General features: G+C 45.9%; 13 protein-coding genes. 11 read left to right on the forward strand and 2 right to left on the reverse strand.

Going from position 1 to position 20,003, the window contains the following annotated elements:
• Positions 1-704: 704 nt before the first annotated feature.
• Positions 705-1,892 carry a trans-sulfuration enzyme family protein gene (locus tag ACWB0I_RS09410; protein ID WP_479387806.1) on the reverse strand — a complete coding sequence of 396 codons (1,188 nt, stop codon included), beginning with the start codon at positions 1,890-1,892 and terminating at the stop codon, positions 705-707.
• 140 nt (positions 1,893-2,032) lie between these two features.
• Here ACWB0I_RS09410 and ACWB0I_RS09415 point away from each other — a divergent pair, with 140 nt between their 5' ends.
• From ACWB0I_RS09415 to ACWB0I_RS09465, 11 genes are all read left to right on the forward strand, one after another.
• Positions 2,033-4,444 (forward strand): penicillin acylase family protein, encoded by a 2,412-nt coding sequence (locus ACWB0I_RS09415; RefSeq protein ID WP_479387807.1) that lies wholly within the window; start codon positions 2,033-2,035, stop codon positions 4,442-4,444.
• A gap of 559 nt (positions 4,445-5,003) precedes the next feature.
• Complete coding sequence (locus ACWB0I_RS09420) at positions 5,004-6,791, forward strand: cation:proton antiporter (RefSeq protein WP_479387808.1); 1,788 nt, start codon at positions 5,004-5,006, stop codon at positions 6,789-6,791.
• A gap of 175 nt (positions 6,792-6,966) precedes the next feature.
• Positions 6,967-7,143, forward strand: coding sequence for a hypothetical protein (locus tag ACWB0I_RS09425; RefSeq protein WP_479387809.1), 177 nt, complete (start codon positions 6,967-6,969; stop codon positions 7,141-7,143).
• Between the two features lie 88 nt (positions 7,144-7,231).
• The gene (gene aspA / locus ACWB0I_RS09430) at positions 7,232-9,088 is read left to right on the forward strand and encodes an aspartate ammonia-lyase (RefSeq protein ID WP_479387810.1); all 1,857 of its coding nucleotides are present in this window, start codon (positions 7,232-7,234) and stop codon (positions 9,086-9,088) included.
• A gap of 92 nt (positions 9,089-9,180) precedes the next feature.
• A complete protein-coding gene (gene uvrB / locus ACWB0I_RS09435; RefSeq protein WP_479387811.1) occupies positions 9,181-11,169 on the forward strand; it encodes an excinuclease ABC subunit UvrB in 1,989 nt (662 codons plus the stop codon).
• 305 nt (positions 11,170-11,474) lie between these two features.
• Complete coding sequence (gene ygfK, locus ACWB0I_RS09440) at positions 11,475-14,633, forward strand: putative selenate reductase subunit YgfK (RefSeq protein ID WP_479387812.1); 3,159 nt, start codon at positions 11,475-11,477, stop codon at positions 14,631-14,633.
• Between the two features lie 894 nt (positions 14,634-15,527).
• Positions 15,528-15,884: a dihydroneopterin aldolase gene (folB, locus tag ACWB0I_RS09445; RefSeq protein WP_479387813.1), complete on the forward strand. Its 357-nt coding sequence runs from the start codon at positions 15,528-15,530 to the stop codon at positions 15,882-15,884.
• A gap of 3 nt (positions 15,885-15,887) precedes the next feature.
• Positions 15,888-16,370, forward strand: a complete 483-nt coding sequence (gene folK, locus ACWB0I_RS09450; RefSeq protein WP_479387814.1) for a 2-amino-4-hydroxy-6-hydroxymethyldihydropteridine diphosphokinase — start codon at positions 15,888-15,890, stop codon at positions 16,368-16,370.
• Between the two features lies 1 nt (position 16,371).
• Positions 16,372-17,019 (forward strand): deoxynucleoside kinase, encoded by a 648-nt coding sequence (locus ACWB0I_RS09455; protein WP_479387815.1) that lies wholly within the window; start codon positions 16,372-16,374, stop codon positions 17,017-17,019.
• 3 nt (positions 17,020-17,022) lie between these two features.
• Positions 17,023-17,208, forward strand: a complete 186-nt coding sequence (locus tag ACWB0I_RS09460) for a hypothetical protein (RefSeq protein ID WP_479387816.1) — start codon at positions 17,023-17,025, stop codon at positions 17,206-17,208.
• Complete coding sequence (locus ACWB0I_RS09465) at positions 17,189-18,478, forward strand: HD domain-containing phosphohydrolase (protein ID WP_479387817.1); 1,290 nt, start codon at positions 17,189-17,191, stop codon at positions 18,476-18,478. Before ACWB0I_RS09460 ends, ACWB0I_RS09465 begins: the two co-directional genes overlap by 20 nt.
• Here ACWB0I_RS09465 and ACWB0I_RS09470 read toward each other — a convergent pair.
• A complete protein-coding gene (locus ACWB0I_RS09470) occupies positions 18,441-19,424 on the reverse strand; it encodes a phosphatase PAP2 family protein (protein WP_479387818.1) in 984 nt (327 codons plus the stop codon). The two genes, ACWB0I_RS09465 and ACWB0I_RS09470, sit on opposite strands and share 38 nt — an antisense overlap.
• Positions 19,425-20,003: the final 579 nt, after the last annotated feature.

Consider the following 20,003-nt stretch of genomic DNA (forward strand, 5'->3'; position numbering starts at 1 on the left):
CTTCAAGAAAAACTGAAACTCAACTAATCTATCTGAGATAAACGCGATTTTAAATTGCATATTTTACCCAGCTAACGATTTGTGGCAAATAGTATCGACAATAATTGACATTATTTTAGATAAAAAGGATAAGTTTTCATTTAAAAATGAAATTCTCTTTTTGCGCCGCCAATAAGTACTTTTTATTGTAAATTGTTTTTTTGAAGTTATGGAAGATTCTTTTTTCGTTCGATCTGAATTTAAAAGCCTTAATTGCACATTACGGTTGATTTATTGAATTGTTGAATGGTTTAATGGAGAGGAAGCAACGTGCAGACCGGAGAAATCTTTCTCCAACGTACGGGGTGAAGCATTTTCCTGGAGAAGGTTCCAATTAGCGCAACCTCTTTGTGTACGAGTTAAAATTGCTCTTGAGCAAAGCTTGGCAAAAAATGATTTGCCCTTACAAAAGTCTCGAGCTGAAGCTCGAGTTACGTTGCGCCTTCGAAGGACATTTGTACTGCGTGCCGGTGTAAGGGATTTCTCTCCCGACAAATCGGGATCGAAATGACACGCGGCACGGGGCCTCGACTCTCCGGCACGACTTGACGTTTTACAGGAAAATTCGTAATTCGCAATTCATAATTCGTAATTTTTAATTAAAATGCGCCCTTTGTGCCTTCTTTGGGACCTCTGTGGTTTTTAAAGGTGGCGGCTCTGCTGCTTTAGCTAATGGTGTTTAAGGCCTGATCCAGATCGGCAATCAGTTCGTCTGCGTCTTCCACGCCTACCGAAAGACGTACCAGACCATCTGTGATATGCGCTTTGAGCCGCGCTTCTCTGGGCATGATGGCGTGCGTCATGGATGCCGGATGCTGAATGAGGGTCTCAACCCCACCCAGGCTAACCGCCAGCTGACACAGTTTTACATTGTTCATCACGGCTTTACCCCCGTTCACGCCCCCTTCTACTTCAAAGCTGATCATGCCTCCAAATCCGCTCATTTGCTTTTTAGCTAGTTCGTGTTGCGGATGCGAAGGAAGTCCCGGATAGGCTACATGCTTAACTTTAGGATGCGCTTCTAAAAACTCGGCGATTTTTTGCGCGTTGGCGCAATGGCGCTCCATGCGCATGGCCAGCGATTTAATGCCACGATGCACCAGAAAGGCATTTATCGGTCCGATGACCCCGCCAAACAGGTTGAGGGCTTTACGCAATAATTTAAACTGTTCCTCCTTCTTGGTGACAATCATCCCCGCTACTACATCGGCATGACCATTTAAAAATTTGGTCATGCTGTGGACAATGATGTCTGCCCCAAATTGAAAGGGCTTTTGCAGAATGGGACTGGCAAACGTATTGTCCACCACCAGTAACGCTCCGTTCTGATGGGCCAGCTCGGCCGCGCCTTTCAGGTCGGTGATGCACAGAGTCGGATTGCCAGGCGTCTCCACGTAAACCATTTTGGTCTCTGGCCTGATGGCCTGTTCAATCGCCTGTAAATCCGCCGTATCCACAAAGGTAGTTTCCACGCCAAATCTGGAAAAGATTTGTTCCAGAATGGTAGTCGTCGGTCCATAAACCGCCTCCGAACAGACCACGTGATCTCCCTGTTTTAAATAAGCGCCGAACACCGTGTGAATAGCGGCCATACCACTGGCGCAGGCCAAACCCTTATGCCCCTGTTCTAACTGGGCTACGGCATTTTCCAGAGCTTGAATGGTCGGATTGCCCATGCGTGTGTAGATGAAACCTTCTTCCTGTCCGGCAAACAGGGCAGCCCCATGATCGGCATCCCGGAATTTAAAGGTGGACGTCTGATAAATCGGCGGAACTACAGCCAGATGTTCATTGTCTGTCATGCCCGCATGTACGCTTTTAGTCGCATCAGAATAGTTTTTATCCATCGACATTTTTAAAACCTCCATTTTTTTAAACACTGTAATTTAATCAATTATTTTTTTCAACAAAATCAAATTATCGGATTCATATCACAAAAAGTGGTTTTCATAATTCAATTACTTTTAAATTGGCGGAAACAAAGGAGGTTTTTATGAATTCCAAAACACTTAAATGGTTCCTGATCAGCTTTTTGGCGTTTATTCTGCTCATCTTGGCTACACTGTATTGGGGCTATGCCCGTTTTAAAAAATCGTTGCCCCTTTTGCAAGGCGAAGTTCAGATTCCGCAGTTAAAAGAAAGTGTAACGGTTTACCGCGATAGCATGGGCATTCCGCAGGTGGTGGCCCAAAACGAAACGGACGCCTATTTTGCTCTGGGATATTTGCATGCCGGGGATCGCTTATTTCAAATTGACCTGACGCGTCGCCTGGCAAGCGGAAGATTGAGCGCCATGTTGGGGCCTGTCACTTTAAATTTTGACCGCTACAATCGGATGATCGGGCATGCCAGGCTGGCCGAAAAATTTCTGTCCTCAATTAATGAAATTGATCGACACAAACTCCAGGCCTATGTGGATGGGGTGAATTATTGGGTCAAACAGGCCGAGGCCTTACCAATGGAATATCAATTATTGCGTCAGGGATTTGAACCATACACGTTAAAAGAATTGCTCAGTGTGCTCAGTTTCCAGACCTGGTTTGCGAATTTTTTGCAAAATTCAGATGAGTGGTTTTTAAAAATAGTGGAACGCATTGGCCTGGAACGGGCCCGCGATTTTGAGCGACCCTATCCGCTGTGGGCCCCCATGACCATCCCACAGGAACAGGGGCTCTCTGTGCAAAGCTTTTTATTTAGCCAATATTTCCCGGATTCTTTTTTGCCATTTCGCATGGCGCATTCATCCAATTCCTGGGTGGTGGCGCCGCAAAAAAGTGTGAGTGGCCACGCCATGCTGGCCAGCGACCCCCATCTGGAAACACGGCGTCTGCCACAATTCTGGTATCTGTGCGGTGTACATGTGAAGTCCACAAACCTGCACGTTGTGGGCATTAGTACGCCCGGTTTGCCGTTTATGGTGATGGGCCACAATGGACAGGCGGCCTGGGCCTTTACCGTTGGCGCCATCGATATTTCGGAAATTTATCAGGAAAAACGCCATCCGCAGGACAGCACACTCTATTTTAACGGACACGATTGGTACCATTGCCGGATGTTTGTGGATACCATCCGGATCAAAGGCCAGGAAACGCCGTACATCTTTCGTTACAAATGGACTGAAAATGGTCCGGTTGTCTGGACGGCCGATTCCATGAGTCACGATTATGCTTTGTATTGGGCCGGTTTCGAGATGAATCTGGCTAAAACCGTGCAGGCGGCCTTTCATTTAGCACGGGTTCGTGATTTCGAGGATTTTCGTCACACGGTCACGCAGTTTGGGGCTCTGGATGCAAACTGGACCTACGCCGACCGTGCGGGCAATATTGGCTACCAGCTGGGAACTCCCATTCCGGTGCGGCCGGCATCGGTTGGTAAATTGCCCATACCCGGCTGGATCGATTCGCTGAAGTGGCGCGGTTTTCACGCTCTGGATGAAACACCGCACAGTTTAAATCCGGCTCAGGGCTGGTTAGCCACCTGCAATAATAAGCAGGATCAGTACCATTTGAATTTTCCGCTCTTTGGAAAATTTTTTGTCAAACGTATTTTACGCGCTTCCGAACTGCTTTCCCAAAAACGTAAATTTTCTGTTAAGGACATGCAAAATTTCCAGATGGATCGGGTCGATCGCTATGCGCAACGCTGGCAGAAAATTCTGGTTAAGGCCTTAAAGGAAAATGGTCAACCGGCCCTGGCTGCCCGTGTGGCCGGCTGGGATGGTTCCATGGCGCCTGAATCCCGCGAGGCAGCTCTGGTCGTTTTGTTTTTAAACAACTTAAAAAAGGCCATGTTGCAGGATGAATTGGGAGCGCGTTTGGTGCGCCGTTTGACGGACGAAGATTTTGAACAGATTTTCAAGCACGGCCCACGAAATTATTTTGATGACCAGGCCACGGCCGATCGAGTCGAAACAAAACGCGAGATTATGACCATAGCCCTGACCAAAGCCCTTTCTCAATGGCAGAACCAGACCTGGGGACAAATCCATACCCTCAGTATGGCCCATCCCATGGCCAGAGTGCCCCTGTTGGGAACTTTATTGGGTCTGAAAAAGGGCCCGATCCCCTGGGGCGGTAGCTCTGGCACCTTAAACGCTTCGTTTTTCATAGAAGATGGAAACCATCCGGGCCATTTTAAATCGATTGTCGGCCCAAGCTGGCGTTTTGTGATCGATTTTGCCGATCCTGATCAGGCCACATTTGTTCTGCCAGCCGGCATTTCAGGCAATCCGCTCAGTCCTTACTTTTTTAACTTTTTTGAATACTGGAAAAGCGGCCGGCGCTGGATGGTGCCCATTTCGCTGTCAAAAATAAAAAAGCGGGCCAAATTTACTCTGATCATGAGAAAGTCGGGAATAAACAAACGGATTAAGACAGCCGAGCCGGCCAGGGGGGAGGGAAAATAAAGCTTTCTCTGTTTTGCGCCGACGCAGTCGGGGCATCGGTCGAAATAACAGTGAGTGCGGGGCCCGTGCTGACTGTCATTCTGATCTCGATTTATTGGGAGAAGAATCCCTTACACTGGCAGACAATTCACAAGCATAACGTAACTCGAGCTTCAGCTCAAGATATTTGTAAGGGCGAAGCATTTTTTGAAAAGTCCTTCTTAAGAGCGATTTTAACTTTTACACAAAGAGGTTGCGCTAATTGGAACAACCTTCAGGAAAATGCTTCGCCCTTACGCCTGAGAAAGATTTCTCCGCTCTGCACGTCGCTTTCGCTCCGCGCATCGGTCGAAATAACGATCAGTGAGGGCGCGTTCCGGTCTGTCATTCCGATGTCCCGCTTTGCGGGACGAGGAATCCATTTCATCATTAAACCAATTTCGCCTCTCGCCGGTGTCTGGTCGGAAAAACACCTTGCCCACCAACTTCGACTTCCTTTTCAATCCATTCTTTGTCACTTTTTACTTGAACCCTATTTTCATCTTTTTTACTTTGAATGTGAATAAATTAAAGGATATCCATGCACGAAGAAGTATTCATCCAATTAGCGGCCATTCTTGTCCTGGGGATTTTAGGACACTGGATTTCCTGGAAGATTCATTTACCTTCCATTTTAGTGTTGCTACTGACTGGATTCCTGATTGGCCCACTGTTGAACTGGATCAATCCCGATCGATTGTTTGGCGATAGTTTATTCCCCATTGTATCGCTTTCGGTAGCCATCATTTTGTTCGAAGGCGGCCTGAGTCTTTCTTACAAGCAGCTAAGCGATCTCAAAGAGGTTGTGTTGCGGCTGGTAACGGTTGGTGTGCTGCTCACATTTCTTCTGGTCACCATTTCGGCCTATTACCTGTTGCAATTGAATCTTAAAATAGCCATTCTGTTTGGTTCTATTCTGGTGGTAACCGGTCCAACGGTTATTGTGCCCTTATTGCACCATTTACGCGTAAAAAAAGACATTGGGCAGGTTATTTTGTGGGAAGGCATTGTTAATGATCCCATTGGGGCTACTATGGCCCTGATCGTCTTTGAAGTGATCATAGCTAAAAACATAGGACAGGCCATTGTCATCTCCCTGCTGGCCATTTTAAAAACCTTTTTAATCGGAACGTTATTGGGGATGGTCGGAGCCTTTCTGTTGATCTTTTTGATGAAACGTTACTGGTTGCCGGACTTTTTACACAATCCGGTGACGTTGATGATTATAATTATTATTTTTGGAACTGCCAACCATTTTCAGGCTGAATCCGGCTTATTGGCCGTTACACTGATGGGTATTTTCATGGCCAATCAAAAATCGGTACCCATCAGCCACATTCTCGAATTCAAAGAGAACCTGAGACTCATCTTAATTGCCGTGCTTTTCATCATCCTTTCTGCCCGTCTGAATTTAAAGGATATTCCCTTTTTAGAACCGGGCGCTTATCTTTTCCTGCTGGTATTGATTTTTTTAATACGTCCCCTGGTTATCAGCCTTTCTACGCTCGGCACCACTTTGAATTGGCGCGAACGTATTTTGTTGTTCTGGATGGCGCCACGAGGGATTGTGGCAGCCGCCGTTTCATCGATCTTTGGCCTGTATCTGGCCGAAAGGGGATTTCATCAAAGCACGCAGTTGATGTCTTACACCTTTTTTGTCATTGTGGGAACCGTGGCCTTTTACGGATTAACAGCCGGTAAAGTGGCCACACGTCTTAAATTGTCCTTTGCCAATCCCCAGGGGATTCTGATCGTCGGCGCCCATTCTTGGGGTAGAACACTGGCTAAATTTTTAAAAGAGCAGGGCATTGAGGTCCTGCTGGTCGATTCCAACCGGCACAACGTTAAAATGGCTAAAAAGGAAGGCTGTGATGCCCGGGAAGGAAACATCCTGTCCGAGAGTTTTCAGGACAGCCTGGAACTAAGCAGTATTGGCAAATTATTTGCCCTGACTTCGAATGATGAAGTGAACACTCTGGCTTGTTTACACTTTGCAGAAATTTTTGGACGGGAAAATATCTTTCAGGTGTCCTATCACGAACCGGAACTGCTTGAAGACTTTGAACAGGTTCCGGGCTGGAGAGGGCGCATCCTATTTGCCAAAGAACTCACCTTTGACCGTTTGAAAGAGCTATTGGACCCGGACCAGGCGCTGGATGTCTTTACTCTGACAGAGGAGTTCACCTTTCAGGACTTTAAAGAAAGCAAAGAAAAATACATTCCATTAATTTTGATGAAAGGGGATGGCATTCTGGAAGTCTGGGCCGAAGACAATCCCCCTTCTCCGGAAGAAGGCGACAAAATTCTGGCTTTAAAACAGAAAGAGTAGAGGCGTTGCCTGGCAGTCTACTTTATCTTTGACTCAACCGGCTATCGTCATGTTTAGCGTAGATGGTGGTCTGCCAGGGGAAGGACAATAAAAAAGTGAAATTTTTTTGCTTATTATTTTTAAAACTAATAAATTGTGCTTAACGTCACTCATAAACTAATTTTCAGGAGGGCTTATGCGTAATTTAATCAAACTGTTGTTGATGTCCGCTTTTGTTTTCGGGCTGATTGCTTGCGGCGGTCAGAAAAAAACCGAGGTAAAAGAAGAAACGGTGACCACTCAAACCGCTCAACCAGACACAACGGTTAAAGCCGATACTACCCAGGCAGATACGACGCAGGCAGAGCAATAGCGTAAGTTTTGCTCTACATTTTGTTTGGAATTTAAGGCTGATCTTTTAATGAGGTCAGCCTTTTTTCATTAATGAGAGAGGATGCTCGATGGACTGTAAGGCATTTTTAAAAGAAATAGAACTGTTTAAAGATCTCGGTCAGCAAGAATTGGAAGTCCTGTGTCAACGGTTAGAACCCTGGCAGGCCGGACAACAAATCCATCTTTTCCATGAAAATCAGCCCAGGAGAGAGTTCTTTGTGATCTACCAGGGCAAGGTGGAACTTTACAAGCGTACGCCATATGGGGAAGAAAAACGGATGGCCATTTTTAGTCGGGGTGATTTTTTAGGAGAAGGCGCCCTTTTAGATGACGATCCGCATTCAACCTCTGCGCGCACTTTAGAGCCATCAATCATTTTGAAAATAGATTTAAACGATTTTAAACAACTGCTCGAGGAGCAACCGGGCATGAGCGCCAAAATTTTGGCCAGAACGGCCCGTGTCATTGCTCGCAGAATGCGACAGACAACCCTGCAGGCCGTGGGCATTGCCACCCAATACCTTTCCGGAAGGACGCGAATCGAACACGATTTATTAGGCGAACGGGAAGTTCCGGCAGAGGTCTATTACGGCATTCAAACCCTGCGTGCCCTGGAAAATTTCAACATTACCGGCATTAGCATTGCGCACTACCAGTCATTGATCGAAGCGCTGGCCATGGTCAAAATGGCCGCAGCTAAAGCCAATCAGGAATTGGGGCTGCTCCCTTCCCATATTGTACAGGCCATCATTACAGCCTGTCAGGAAATCCTGGATGGAAAATGGCACACCCAATTTGTGGTTGATGTGATTCAGGGAGGAGCCGGCACTTCCACCAACATGAATGCCAACGAGGTGATTGCCAATCGGGCCCTGGAAATATTAGGGCATGAAAAAGGCCAGTATCAATATTGTCATCCCAATAACCATGTAAACCTTTCGCAATCAACGAATGACGCCTATCCCAGCGCTTTAAAAATTGCTTTATTCCGCAGCACACAAAAATTGATCCAGGTGCTGCAGGATTTGATCGATGCATTCCGGCAAAAATCCGAAGCATTTAACGATGTGATCAAAATTGGACGCACCCAACTGCAGGATGCGGTACCCATGACCCTGGGGCAGGAAATGGGAGCCTATGCCACCACTTTGGGTGAAGAAGTGGAACGCCTGCAGCAAAATGCCCGTCTATTTCTGGAAGTGAACCTGGGAGGAACGGCCATTGGAACGGGCATTAATGCGCACCCGCAATACAGCGAACGGGCTGTTAAGCACCTGATTCAGATTAGCGGGCTTCCATTAAAGCTGGCGCCCAATCTGGTGGAAGCTACTCAGGACACCGGAGCCTTTGTGATGTTTTCTTCAGCCTTAAAACGCCTGGCTGTAAAACTTTCCAAAATTGCCAGCGACTTAAGATTGCTATCCTCCGGGCCGCGCGCCGGCCTGAATGAGATCAATCTACCCAAAATGCAACCGGGATCATCCATTATGCCGGGCAAGGTAAATCCGGTGATCCCGGAGGTAGTCAATCAGGTGGCTTACAAAGTTATCGGTAATGATCTGACCATTACCATGGCAGCCGAAGCCGGACAATTAGAATTAAACGTTATGGAACCGGTCATAGCCCAGAGCTTGTTTGAATCGATCGAAATGTTAAAGAACGCCATGCTTACCTTCAAATTCCGCTGTGTGGACGGCATTACGGCTAATCGCGAGCGTTGCCGGCAAATGGTTGAAAACAGCATCAGTCTGGTAACCGCCCTGAACCCGGTTTTGGGATATGAAACCTGTACTGAAATAGCCAGAGAAGCGCTGGAAAGCAATAAAGGAGTTTACGAATTGGTCCTGGAAAAGGGACTGTTGAGTAAAGAAGAGCTGGATGAATATTTAAAACCCGAGAATATGATCAGGCCCGGTAGAGCTTAGAAGGAGCGCGTTCGTCAGGAACCAAACGCCAAAACGATCGTTTTTCAAGAAAAAATGTAAGCCAAAACGGAGAGGATGTAAGCAAGGCGGCCATGGAAAAACCATTCAAACTCATCTCGCATTACAAGCCACAGGGAGATCAGCCGCAGGCTATTGAACAGTTGGTGGAGGGCCTGAAACGCGGCGAACGCTTTCAGACCCTGTTAGGCGTTACCGGCAGTGGTAAAACCTACACCATGGCCAATGTGATTGCCCGCATCAACAAACCCACTCTAATTATTTCGCACAATAAAACCCTGGCTGCCCAGCTTTATGGTGAGTTTAAGGGATTTTTCCCGGAGAATGCAGTGGAATACTTCATCAGCTATTACGATTATTATCAGCCCGAGGCCTACATTCCGACAACCGATACCTACATTGAAAAAGATTCCAGCATCAATGATGAAATCGATCGTCTGCGCCTGAAAGCCACCAGTTCGCTGTTAGCCCGCAGAGATGTCATTGTAGTGGCCAGCGTCAGTTGTATCTATGGCATCGGTTCGCCAACCGATTACATGAACATGCTGGTCATGATTCGCGTAGGTGACCATTTCGATCGGCAGAGCCTGCTGATGAAGCTTATCGATATTCAGTACACGCGCAATGATTTCGATTTTCAGCGCGGCACCTTTCGCATCCGTGGCGACATCATCGATATTTACCCGGCTTACGAGGAATTTGCCTATCGCGTTGAATTTTTTGGCAATGAAGTGGAATCCATTAAAATGCTGGATCCGGTTTCCGGGCACACAATGGAATCCCTCGATCATGCTGTTATTTTTCCGGCTAAACATTTTGTCACCCCTGAGGAAAAACTGAAGCGGGCCATTGAGAACATTCGCCTGGAACTGGAAGAACGCCTGAACGAATTGCGTAGCCAGAACAAATTACTGGAAGCGCAACGGCTGGAGATGCGCACCAATTTTGACATCGAGATGATGCAGGAGATTGGCTATTGCTCCGGTATTGAGAACTATTCCCGCCATCTTTCGGGGCGGGCGCCGGGACAGCCGCCGTACACCTTAATCGATTTTTTCCCCGATGATTTTTTGATGATCATTGATGAATCGCACCAGACCATTCCTCAACTGCGGGCCATGTACAACGGAGATCGCTCACGAAAAGAAACGCTGGTTGAATATGGCTTTCGCCTGCCCAGCGCTCTGGATAACCGTCCTTTGCGTTTTGAGGAATTTGAACAACATATTCACCAGGTCATTTTTGTCTCGGCAACGCCCGGCGATTATGAGCTGGAAAAATCCGGCGGCGTGGTAGTGGAACAGGTTATCCGACCCACTGGCCTGATCGATCCGGAAATTGAAGTGCGTCCTGTGGCCACACAAATCGATGACCTGATCCACGAAATCAAATTACGCGTGGAGAAAAAAGAGCGCACCCTGGTTACTACTTTGACCAAGCGCATGGCCGAAGACTTAACCGAATATCTTCAAAAGGCCGGCATCCGCGTCCGTTATTTGCATTCTGAAATTGACGCCCTGGAACGCGTGAGCATCCTGCGCGACCTGCGCCTGGCTGAATTTGATGTGCTGATTGGCGTGAATCTTTTACGCGAAGGATTGGATTTACCCGAAGTGTCCCTGGTTGCCGTTCTGGATGCAGACAAAGAGGGGTTTTTGCGTTCTTATGTTTCCTTAATGCAAACGGCCGGTCGGGCTGCGCGCAACGTAGGCGGCAAGGTAATTTTTTACGCCGATCGCATGACCGAATCCATGCGCAAAACAATCGATGAATGCAATCGGCGGCGTAAAAAACAGATCGCTTACAATAAAAAAATGGGCATCACGCCCCAGACCATTTACAAAACGGCCGAAGAGATCATGCGCACCACGGCCGTGGCCGATGTTCGGAAGCAGCTGCCTAAAGTAGCCGAACCACAGGTGCAATATGGCGATAATTTAAGCCGCGAAGAGCTCATCGATCGTTTAACAAAAGAGATGCAGAGCGCGGCCGCTAATCTGGAATTTGAACGTGCCGCCATATTGAGAGATGAAATCAAACGCCTCAAAGCCCTCCGCGCCTGAACCTGCTGGCTGTTTAGTCGGAGAAAATTTACCAATTTCTGTTTTAAAGAATCCAATTTTAATAATGAAGCCTTCTGAAAGATGTAATTGTGAGCGCCATTTTAAAAATCCTGGTAATGGGGGAGAATAAAAATTCTTGTTCTTATGGGAGAGCATGAATAATCAAAGTTCGAATGGGCAGTTAGAGGTATTTTAGTAATTTCATTAAAAAGCTCTGCAGCAGATTGCTTTTGTTTTGTACAATAAAAATAATTATCTTTCATATTGGACTGATTATCAACGCTCAATGCAAGCAGGAGTTCGATATGTCGGATGCCATGAAGCCCATTCCCTTCGAAGTCTTACTCGACTGGATGGTTGAGGAACTGACCAGCAAAAACAGTATTTTTGAATACCAGCGGGAAAAAATCTTTCACAAAAATACAGCCAGCAAAATAACGCTGTTTAACGAAGCGTTGCACCTTCCCATCGGACCGGCGGCCGGGCCTCATACGCAGATGGCCCAGAATATCATTGTGGCCTATTTATCAGGCGGGCGTTTTTTTGAGTTAAAAACCGTCCAGAAGTTGGATCGTCTGCGCATCCCCAGGCCTTGCATTGAGGCCAGCGACGAAGGGTACAATGTGGAATGGTCACAGGAGCTGCGGATCGAACAATCGCTGGATGAGTATCTGAAGGCCTATTTTATCTTGCACCTGTTAGGCGCAGTGTTGGGCGAAATCCAGCCCGGTCAACAGCCGGGATTTATTTTTAATATGAGTGTGGGATATGATCTGGCGGGCATTCAGAGCGCCAGAATGGACTGGTTCATCAATAGTTTGAACGACGCCCGGCGGGTTGAATCGTTTCATCGTTACAAACAGCAATTGCTTCGCTGGCTGCAAAATCCGGCGGTCATTGAAAGCTTGACAGTTATGAATGTGACCGGGCAGGGAGCTTTAAAGGAGCGTCTAATGGAGGTAATTGAAAACGTGGCTCCCACCATTTCCAATTCTGTAACGGTTTCAACCATGCATGGTTGTCCTCCGCATGAAATCCATGCCATTTGTGGCTATTTGCTAAAAGAAAAAAGAATGCACACCTTCGTCAAATTGAATCCAACTCTGTTAGGCTTTAAAGAGGTGAAAACGTTGTTGGAGCAAACGGGCTATCACTACCTTGAACTGGACGAAGCAGCCTTTGAACATGACCTGCAGTACAACGATGCCCTGCCCATGATAGAAAACCTGCAGGTGCTGGCCCGGCAAAACGAACGTTCATTCGGCGTCAAATTATCCAATACGCTCGGTTTGAAGAATAATTTACAACGCTTGCCAGGCGACGAAATGTACATGTCCGGCCGCGCTCTCTTTCCTTTAACCATTCATCTGGCCCACCGCCTGGCCAGAGATTTTTCAGGGAACATTCAAATTTCTTACTCGGGCGGGGCTGCCTTGCACAATATTGGTTTCATTTTACAAACCGGAATTTACCCTGTAACCATGGTAACCGATCTGCTCAAACCAGGTGGCTACGCCCGGTTGCAGCAAATGGCAGAAACGATCGAGAAAGAAAATTGGTCAGCCTGGCTGGACAAACAGCAGGTGGATGTGGGAAGATTGGCAGCGCTTGCCCAAAATAGTGTAAACGACGCGCACTACCAAAAAGAGCGTCGGGCTGTGGAGCAAATCAAAATTAAAAAACCACTGCCCCTTTTTGACTGCTATCTGGCTCCCTGTCAGGAGGCCTGTCCCATTCATCAGGATGTGGCCCGCTACATTCGGTTGGTGGAGGAAGAGCGCTATCTGGATGCCTTTAAAGTCATTCTGGAGACCAATCCTTTGCCACACATTACCGGCTATATTTGCGATCATCAATGCATGTATCATTGTACACGCTGGGATTACGAAGACCCGGTGTACATCCGAGAAATGAAAAAAGTGGCCGCCGAGCAAGCCTGGGATGCCTTTCTGGAAACTTATGGGGAGCAACTCAAACCCAAAAAGACCAATGGTGTCAAGGTCGCGGTGCTTGGCGCAGGGCCAGCCGGTCTATCGGCTGCTTATTTTCTGGCCAGAGCCGGTTTTGAGGTCACTGTTCTGGAAAAAGAACAAGAAGCCGGCGGGGTGGTGCGCAATGTCATTCCTGATTTCCGCTTGCCCCAATACGCCATTGAGCGCGATTTCGAATTGGTGCGACGTCATGGAGTGCAGTTTAGGTTTGGAGTTCAGGATGTGCGCGTTGACCGTTTACAGGTCCGGGGATTTAAATACGTCTTTCTGGCCATTGGCGCCGGCCGTTCTAAAAGGTTGCCGCTTAATCCCTGTCATGGATTGCTAATGGATGCCCTGGAGTTTTTGCGTCGTTACAAACAGCAGAGGCCCCCTAAATTGGGCAAACGCGTGGCTGTCATTGGCGGGGGAAATTCAGCCATGGATGCGGCCCGCGCCGCCAGACGATTGCCAGAGGTGGAGGATGTGTTCATAATCTACCGCAGAACAAAAGAGTTTATGCCCGCCGATAAAGAGGAATTTGAGGCGGCCTTGAGTGAGGGCGTGCTCTTCAAAGAACTGTTGCTACCGGTTTCGTTTAAAGATGGAACTCTGATCTGTCAAAAGATGCGTTTGGGCCCTATGGGCGCCGATGGAAGACGAACCGTACAGGCCATTGACAATGCCTTTGAAGAACTTCGGGTAGATGCGGTCATCTCTGCCATTGGTGAGCAAGTAGACCAGCGCATTCTAAAGGAGAGCGGAATAAAATTGCCGGAACGAAAGGAAAGTGCCGTTACAGTAGAAACCAATCTGCAAAATGTGTTCATTGGCGGCGATGCGCTACGCGGGCCTTCAACCGTGGTGGAATCCATTGCCGATGGCAAAAAAGCTGCCGAAATCATCGCCTTAAAAGAGAAAACAGACATCCCTCAGCTGTTTGATCAGGAACCCCTCATTGATCAGCAACGACTTAAAGAGCACATTATTCAGCGAAAAGGACAGATTGTAGCGCCGCAGGAGCAGGCGCTGGCAGAAGCGGCCCGCTGTTTAAGCTGTAGCTTTGTTTGCGATAAGTGCGTTGAGGTTTGCCCCAATCGGGCCAATGTTACGATCAAGGTGCCTGTAAATGGCCATTTTAAAGACGCCACGCAAATTTTACACCTCGATGGACTGTGCAACGAATGCGGCAATTGTGAAACTTTCTGTCCCTATCTGGGAAGACCATATGAAGATAAAATCACACTCTTCTGGAGCAGGGAAGATTTTGAATCGAGTAGCAACGACGGGTTCTACCTGCAGGAAGAGGGCCAGCAAATGCAGTTTGTCGTCCGTTTTCAGCAAATAACAGGCAATGTGACTGTAAACGCGGATGGATCGCTTGACGTAACACAAAAGTCAGACCAGACCGGCTCGTTTGATTTACTGTTGGAGATGATTAAAGCACTGGTGGGAGATCACAGATATCTATTGGGTTCTGTGAACAATTCTTAGATCATTTTATTTCCAAGGCAGCATAACCGCAACCTTTAAAAAACCGAAGAGGACGCAAAGCATTCACAAAGTGGGCAAAGATTGCAAATAGAAAATTGCAAAATAGCTTAGCCTATCAGAGTAAAACTCAGCAAAACGGCACAATTTGCTCCCCCTTCCCTGTATTAAAAGAAGGGAAGGTGAGTAGGATCTTCATCAAAAAATCTTCGCATCCCGCTATGGAAAGATAGATCTTTTTAAAAAAGAATGATTTTCCCTTGAACTCTTTTTCTCTCACGAGTTATGCAAAGTATTTAATTGGAAAAAGATTACAGGATCAAGATTAAAGATTAAAGAATGGAGGGGTTTCATTTCCTATTGTAGGCGCAGTTTCATTACTGCGCTTAACTGTCATTTCGACCGGGGCGCGGAGCGCAAGCGACGTGCAGAGTGGAGAAATCTTTATTTGTCTTTACAAAAGTCTCGAGCTGAAGCTCGAGTTACGGCGCGCATGCGAATTGTCTGCTAGTGTAAGGGATTCTTCGCCCCCGATAAATCCGGGACTCAGAATGACACTCAGCACCATTTAACCATTTAACCATTCAACCATTCAACTAATTAACTATTACACTCTCACTCTTCCACGCCAACGGAAAATTTGTCCTGCCAGTGTAAGGGATCCTTCTCTCGATAAATCGGGATCAGAATGACAGTCGGCACCTGCTATCATCCATTAGACCACCTTTTCTGCAAAACTGGCGAAGGGGAAATTCAGTAAGTCGATAGATACATTTTACCACCTCCAATTTCCTTAATCAAATCCGGTGTACAAATATTTTCGGAATTTAACTTATTTTTTTTTAATTTAGTAAAACTTTAAATTTGAATGCGGAAAAACAGGGAGATTCGAATCGAGTGGATGTCATTCGTCTGAAAAACATGATTTTCTACGCGCACCACGGCTATTATGAAGCAGAGCGGGAATTGGGACAGAAATTTGAAGTCGATCTGGAGATCAAGTGCGATTTTAGCCAGGCGGCCGCTTCTGACGATTTAAAAAGGACCATTGATTATCGTAAAGTTTACCGTATTGCCAAAGATATTTTTGAGAATTCCAAATTTAAATTGATAGAAACAGTGGCCGAGCGAATGGCCACCAAAATTTTAGAACTACCCGGCATTGAAAATGTGTTGATTCGTGTTCGAAAACCCCACGTTCCATTAAACGGTCTTTTGGATTGCGTGGAGATCGAAATTTTCAGGGAAAAGTGAACCATGCGTTATTGGATTGCCTTCGGGAGTAATATGGGAGATCGCTTGCAAAACTTAAAAATGGCCCGCCAGGAACTTGAAAAACTGGGTACCGTACGAAAGAGCTCTCCTGTGTTTAAGTCTGCTCCCTGGGGACGTAAAAATCAACCTGAATTTCTAAATGCGGTTCTCGAACTGGATTGCTCCCTCAATCCCTACCGATTACTCCGTAAATTAAAAGCCATTGAAGTACAGATTGGGCGCCAGAGGAGCGAACCCTGGGGACCAAGAATGATTGATCTGGACATAGTGCAATGGCAAGGTCCGGCGATTCATTCAGAAATTTTAAAGATCCCTCATCCCTATTTAGAGAAACGGGCCTTTGTCCTGCTCCCTCTGGCCAGCCTTGAACAAAATTTTCGTCTGAGTTCGGGCAGGTCCATTCAACAGGTATTAGAACAATTAACGGATATCAATGATTGTCAACTTTTAACAGAGAATTGGTAAGATGTCATTGAAAAATTTACATTACATTGCTATTGAGGGCGTCATCGGCGCTGGGAAAACCACTCTGGCTGATATGCTGGCTAAAACCTTAGGCGCGCATCTGGTTCTGGAGGAGTTTGAAGAGAATCCGTTTCTGGAAGATTTCTATCGCGATCCCGAGCATTACGCTTTTCAAACGCAAATATTCTTTCTGCTTAGCCGTTTTCGTCAATTACAGGAGTTGCGACAGGTCGATCTCTTCCGTCAAAAAGTGGTAAGCGATTACATTTTTGAAAAGGATCGTATTTTTGCCACACTCAACCTTTCAGAAAAAGAGATGCGTTTGTACGATGGCATCGCCCGCTTGATTGAAAAAGAAATTCCCAGACCCGATCTGGTGATCTATCTTCAGGCTTCCACCAGACATTTGATGGAGAACATTAAAAAAAGAGGGCGACCTTATGAAAAGAATATCTCTTACGAATACATCGATGCTCTGAACGAACTGTACAACCGATTCTTTTTTCACTACAACCGCACACCGTTGCTGGTGATTAATACTGATGAGATCGATTTTCAGCATAATGAAGATGATTACCGGAATATTCTGGTGCAAATCAATCAGCACACGGGCGGTACAAAATATTATGTTCCAAAAAAGACCAGGTGAACCATGTGGCGTTATCTTCTTTTATTTGTATTGGGCTATCTTTTTTATAAATTTTTTAAATCATTGGCCGAAAACAGAAAAATGCCTGTAAAAGGCGGGCAAAAAGCTGAAGAATCGTTCCAACAAAAATACAAAGATTTAATCGAAGATGCAGACTTTGAAGAACTCGATGAAAACAATGACCAGTGATCCTGGCCTAACCGAATCGCTCAAACGCGAAATACAGAAATTATCTTCACTGCTGAAAATTTCTGATTACCTGGGCAGCACCATCGATCTGGATGAATTACTAATGCGCATCATGGGAGTAACCAGAGAACAATTGGATGCCGAACGCTGTACAGTCTTTTTGATTGATCACGAACGACAGGAACTGTGGTCTAAAGTGGCTCTTGGAGTCAGCGAAGAGATTCGGTTTCCTATTGAAAAAGGGATTGCCGGTTACGTGGCACGCACCGGCGAAATCTTAAATATCAGAGATGCTTACTCCGATCCGCGTTTTAATCCTGAGGTTGACAAGAAAACCGGCTATCGGACGCGCAATCTGTTAACCATGCCCATGCACAACAAAAAAGACGAGATCATCGGCGTTTTTCAGGTGCTTAATAAACGAAAGGGCAGCTTTACTGAAGAAGATGTGGAATTGCTCAAGGCCATTTCGTCCATTGCCGCCTCTGCGGTGGAAAATGCCTCACTGTACGACGAATTGAATAAATCTTTTGTCAGTTTTATGGAAACGCTTTCCACCACACTGGATGCCCGTGACTATATTACCTCTGGACATTCACGGCGAGTAACTCTTTATTCGGTCCAGGTGGCCCGTTTAATGCGTCTTTCAAAAAGAGAAATTGAATTGATTCGTTACGCGGCGCTGCTACACGATATTGGCAAGCTGGGCATTCCCGAAATTGTGCTCTTTAAGAATAAAAAACTTTCTGAAGAGGAGTACAATATTATCAAACGGCATGCTATATTAAGTAAAAATATTCTGGCGAAAATTCGTTTCCAGCGCCATTTACGCGAGATTCCAGAAATCGCTGCCGCCCATCACGAAAAAGTGGATGGGAGTGGTTATCCCCTGGGATTAAAAGGTGATCAGATTCCACTCGGCGGTAAAATCCTGGCCGTTTGTGATGTGTTCGACGCCCTAACTTCTCGTCGGCAGTACAAAGATCGCATGGACATTATCGAAGTCATGGATATTCTAGAAAACGAAACCGGACGTTCTTTTGAACCGTTTGTAGTCTATCATTTTAAAAACATCTCTTTGAATGTGTTAATTGAAATTCTTGAATTTGGGCATAAAGAAAATTTTGAGGGACAGGATCTTGATCTGCTGCGTCAATACACTTTGAAAGACTTAATACGCATCCGCAAACAAGGCGCCGAAAGTGATGAAGAATTAAAAGTGTCCGAAATTTTTATGTATTACTATCAACGGAAATATCGTGCCGAATAGCCACTTCTTCTTCCCATTGCAATAAGTGGTCATCGACCGTGGCGTATCTTTTCCTTAGATTATTCCACCAGCGGTCAATATGAGGCGCAACGAAATAGGTAAAAATAGCCAGCGCAAAGCCGGCAATAATATCGACCACATAGTGATGTCTTAAATACACCGTTGCCAGAACCAGGCTTATGCCAGGAATCAATAAGATCAGGAACAACTTTTTGCTGTACTTAAAGGCGTAAATCAAGCTGATGAGAGTTACGGCACAATGCAAGCTGGGAAAGGCCGCCCTCGAGGACGAAGGATTCAGATTGATCAGCTTGTTTTGCATGTGCGTGATAAAGCCTCCGCTAAAATCACGCGTAAATTGCGCAGCCAGGGTTAAGCGGGGCGGAGCCGCCGGAAAGAGAATGTACAGGAAATAACCAAAATAGAAGCACAAGATGGTTCCAATCAACACCTTGCGCATTTCCAGCGGTCGACGTTTAATCAACAAATAAAGAACCACCACCACGGCAATAATAAAATAGTTCATGTAGCTAATACTGAAGTAGTCCGTCAGCCAGGGATGATAAAACTGCTGGGCCCAGAGAACCGGCTGCACGCCAAAAATAGCCTGCTCAATGCGGATTAATGTGTCGTGTACATCATGCGGATTCACAAAACCAATGGTGTCGTGCATGTTGGTGTAAATAGCTATGCAGAACAAAAATGGCATGACTTCACGCAGCCACCAGGTATATTTCCAGAAGGGACGGTATTTAACAAAATAATAGAAAGCGATCATTAAAAAAAGAGTGACACCCAGCCGAATCAGTCCCCCATAATATTTGCGCGGAATGTGCATTCCGGAAGCCAGAAAGTAGTGATTGGCCTTAATTGTAATCAATAATGAAGGGATGAAAAAAAGCAAGGCTAAAAATTCTTCCAATCGTAAATTAAAAATCCTTTTCATCAACGTTCCTGTTTTTGTATTTTTTTATTGAATCCCTAAGTTAATAGGAAAAATAACAATTACCAAGAATTTCTGGAATCCTTCCTTCAAAGGATTTATCCCGCCACGGCAAGATAGATTTTTCGAAGAAAGTATTCTAAGGCAACATAGCCGCAACCAAAAACCTTCCTTGGGGATTTAAACAACCACAGAGAGCACAGGGAAGTATTTTTAAATTAAAAATTAAAAATTAAAAATTACGAATTACGAATTAATTTGCGAAGGGGCAACTTATGCCCAGGCGGTGAGGAACCGTGCCGGCATGTCATTCTGAAAATCCCTTACATTGGCAGAACATTCGAAGGAGTAATGTAACTCGTGCTTCAATCCGCGACTTTGTGAGGGCGAAGCATTTATTTTAAAACCCATCCTCCCGCCTCCCTTCCCTTTAAAAAAAGGGAAAAGGGAGTTTAAATCTTTGCTTTGTAAAATTTGATTTCTAAATGTTCATCTACTCAAACGTTTGGGATTGCCCTGTAATTAGGCAGCTTAAAAATTTTCGCATCCCGCTAAGCGGGATTATAAGTTTTGAAGGAAGTA

The organism is Caldithrix sp., from assembly GCF_056497305.1.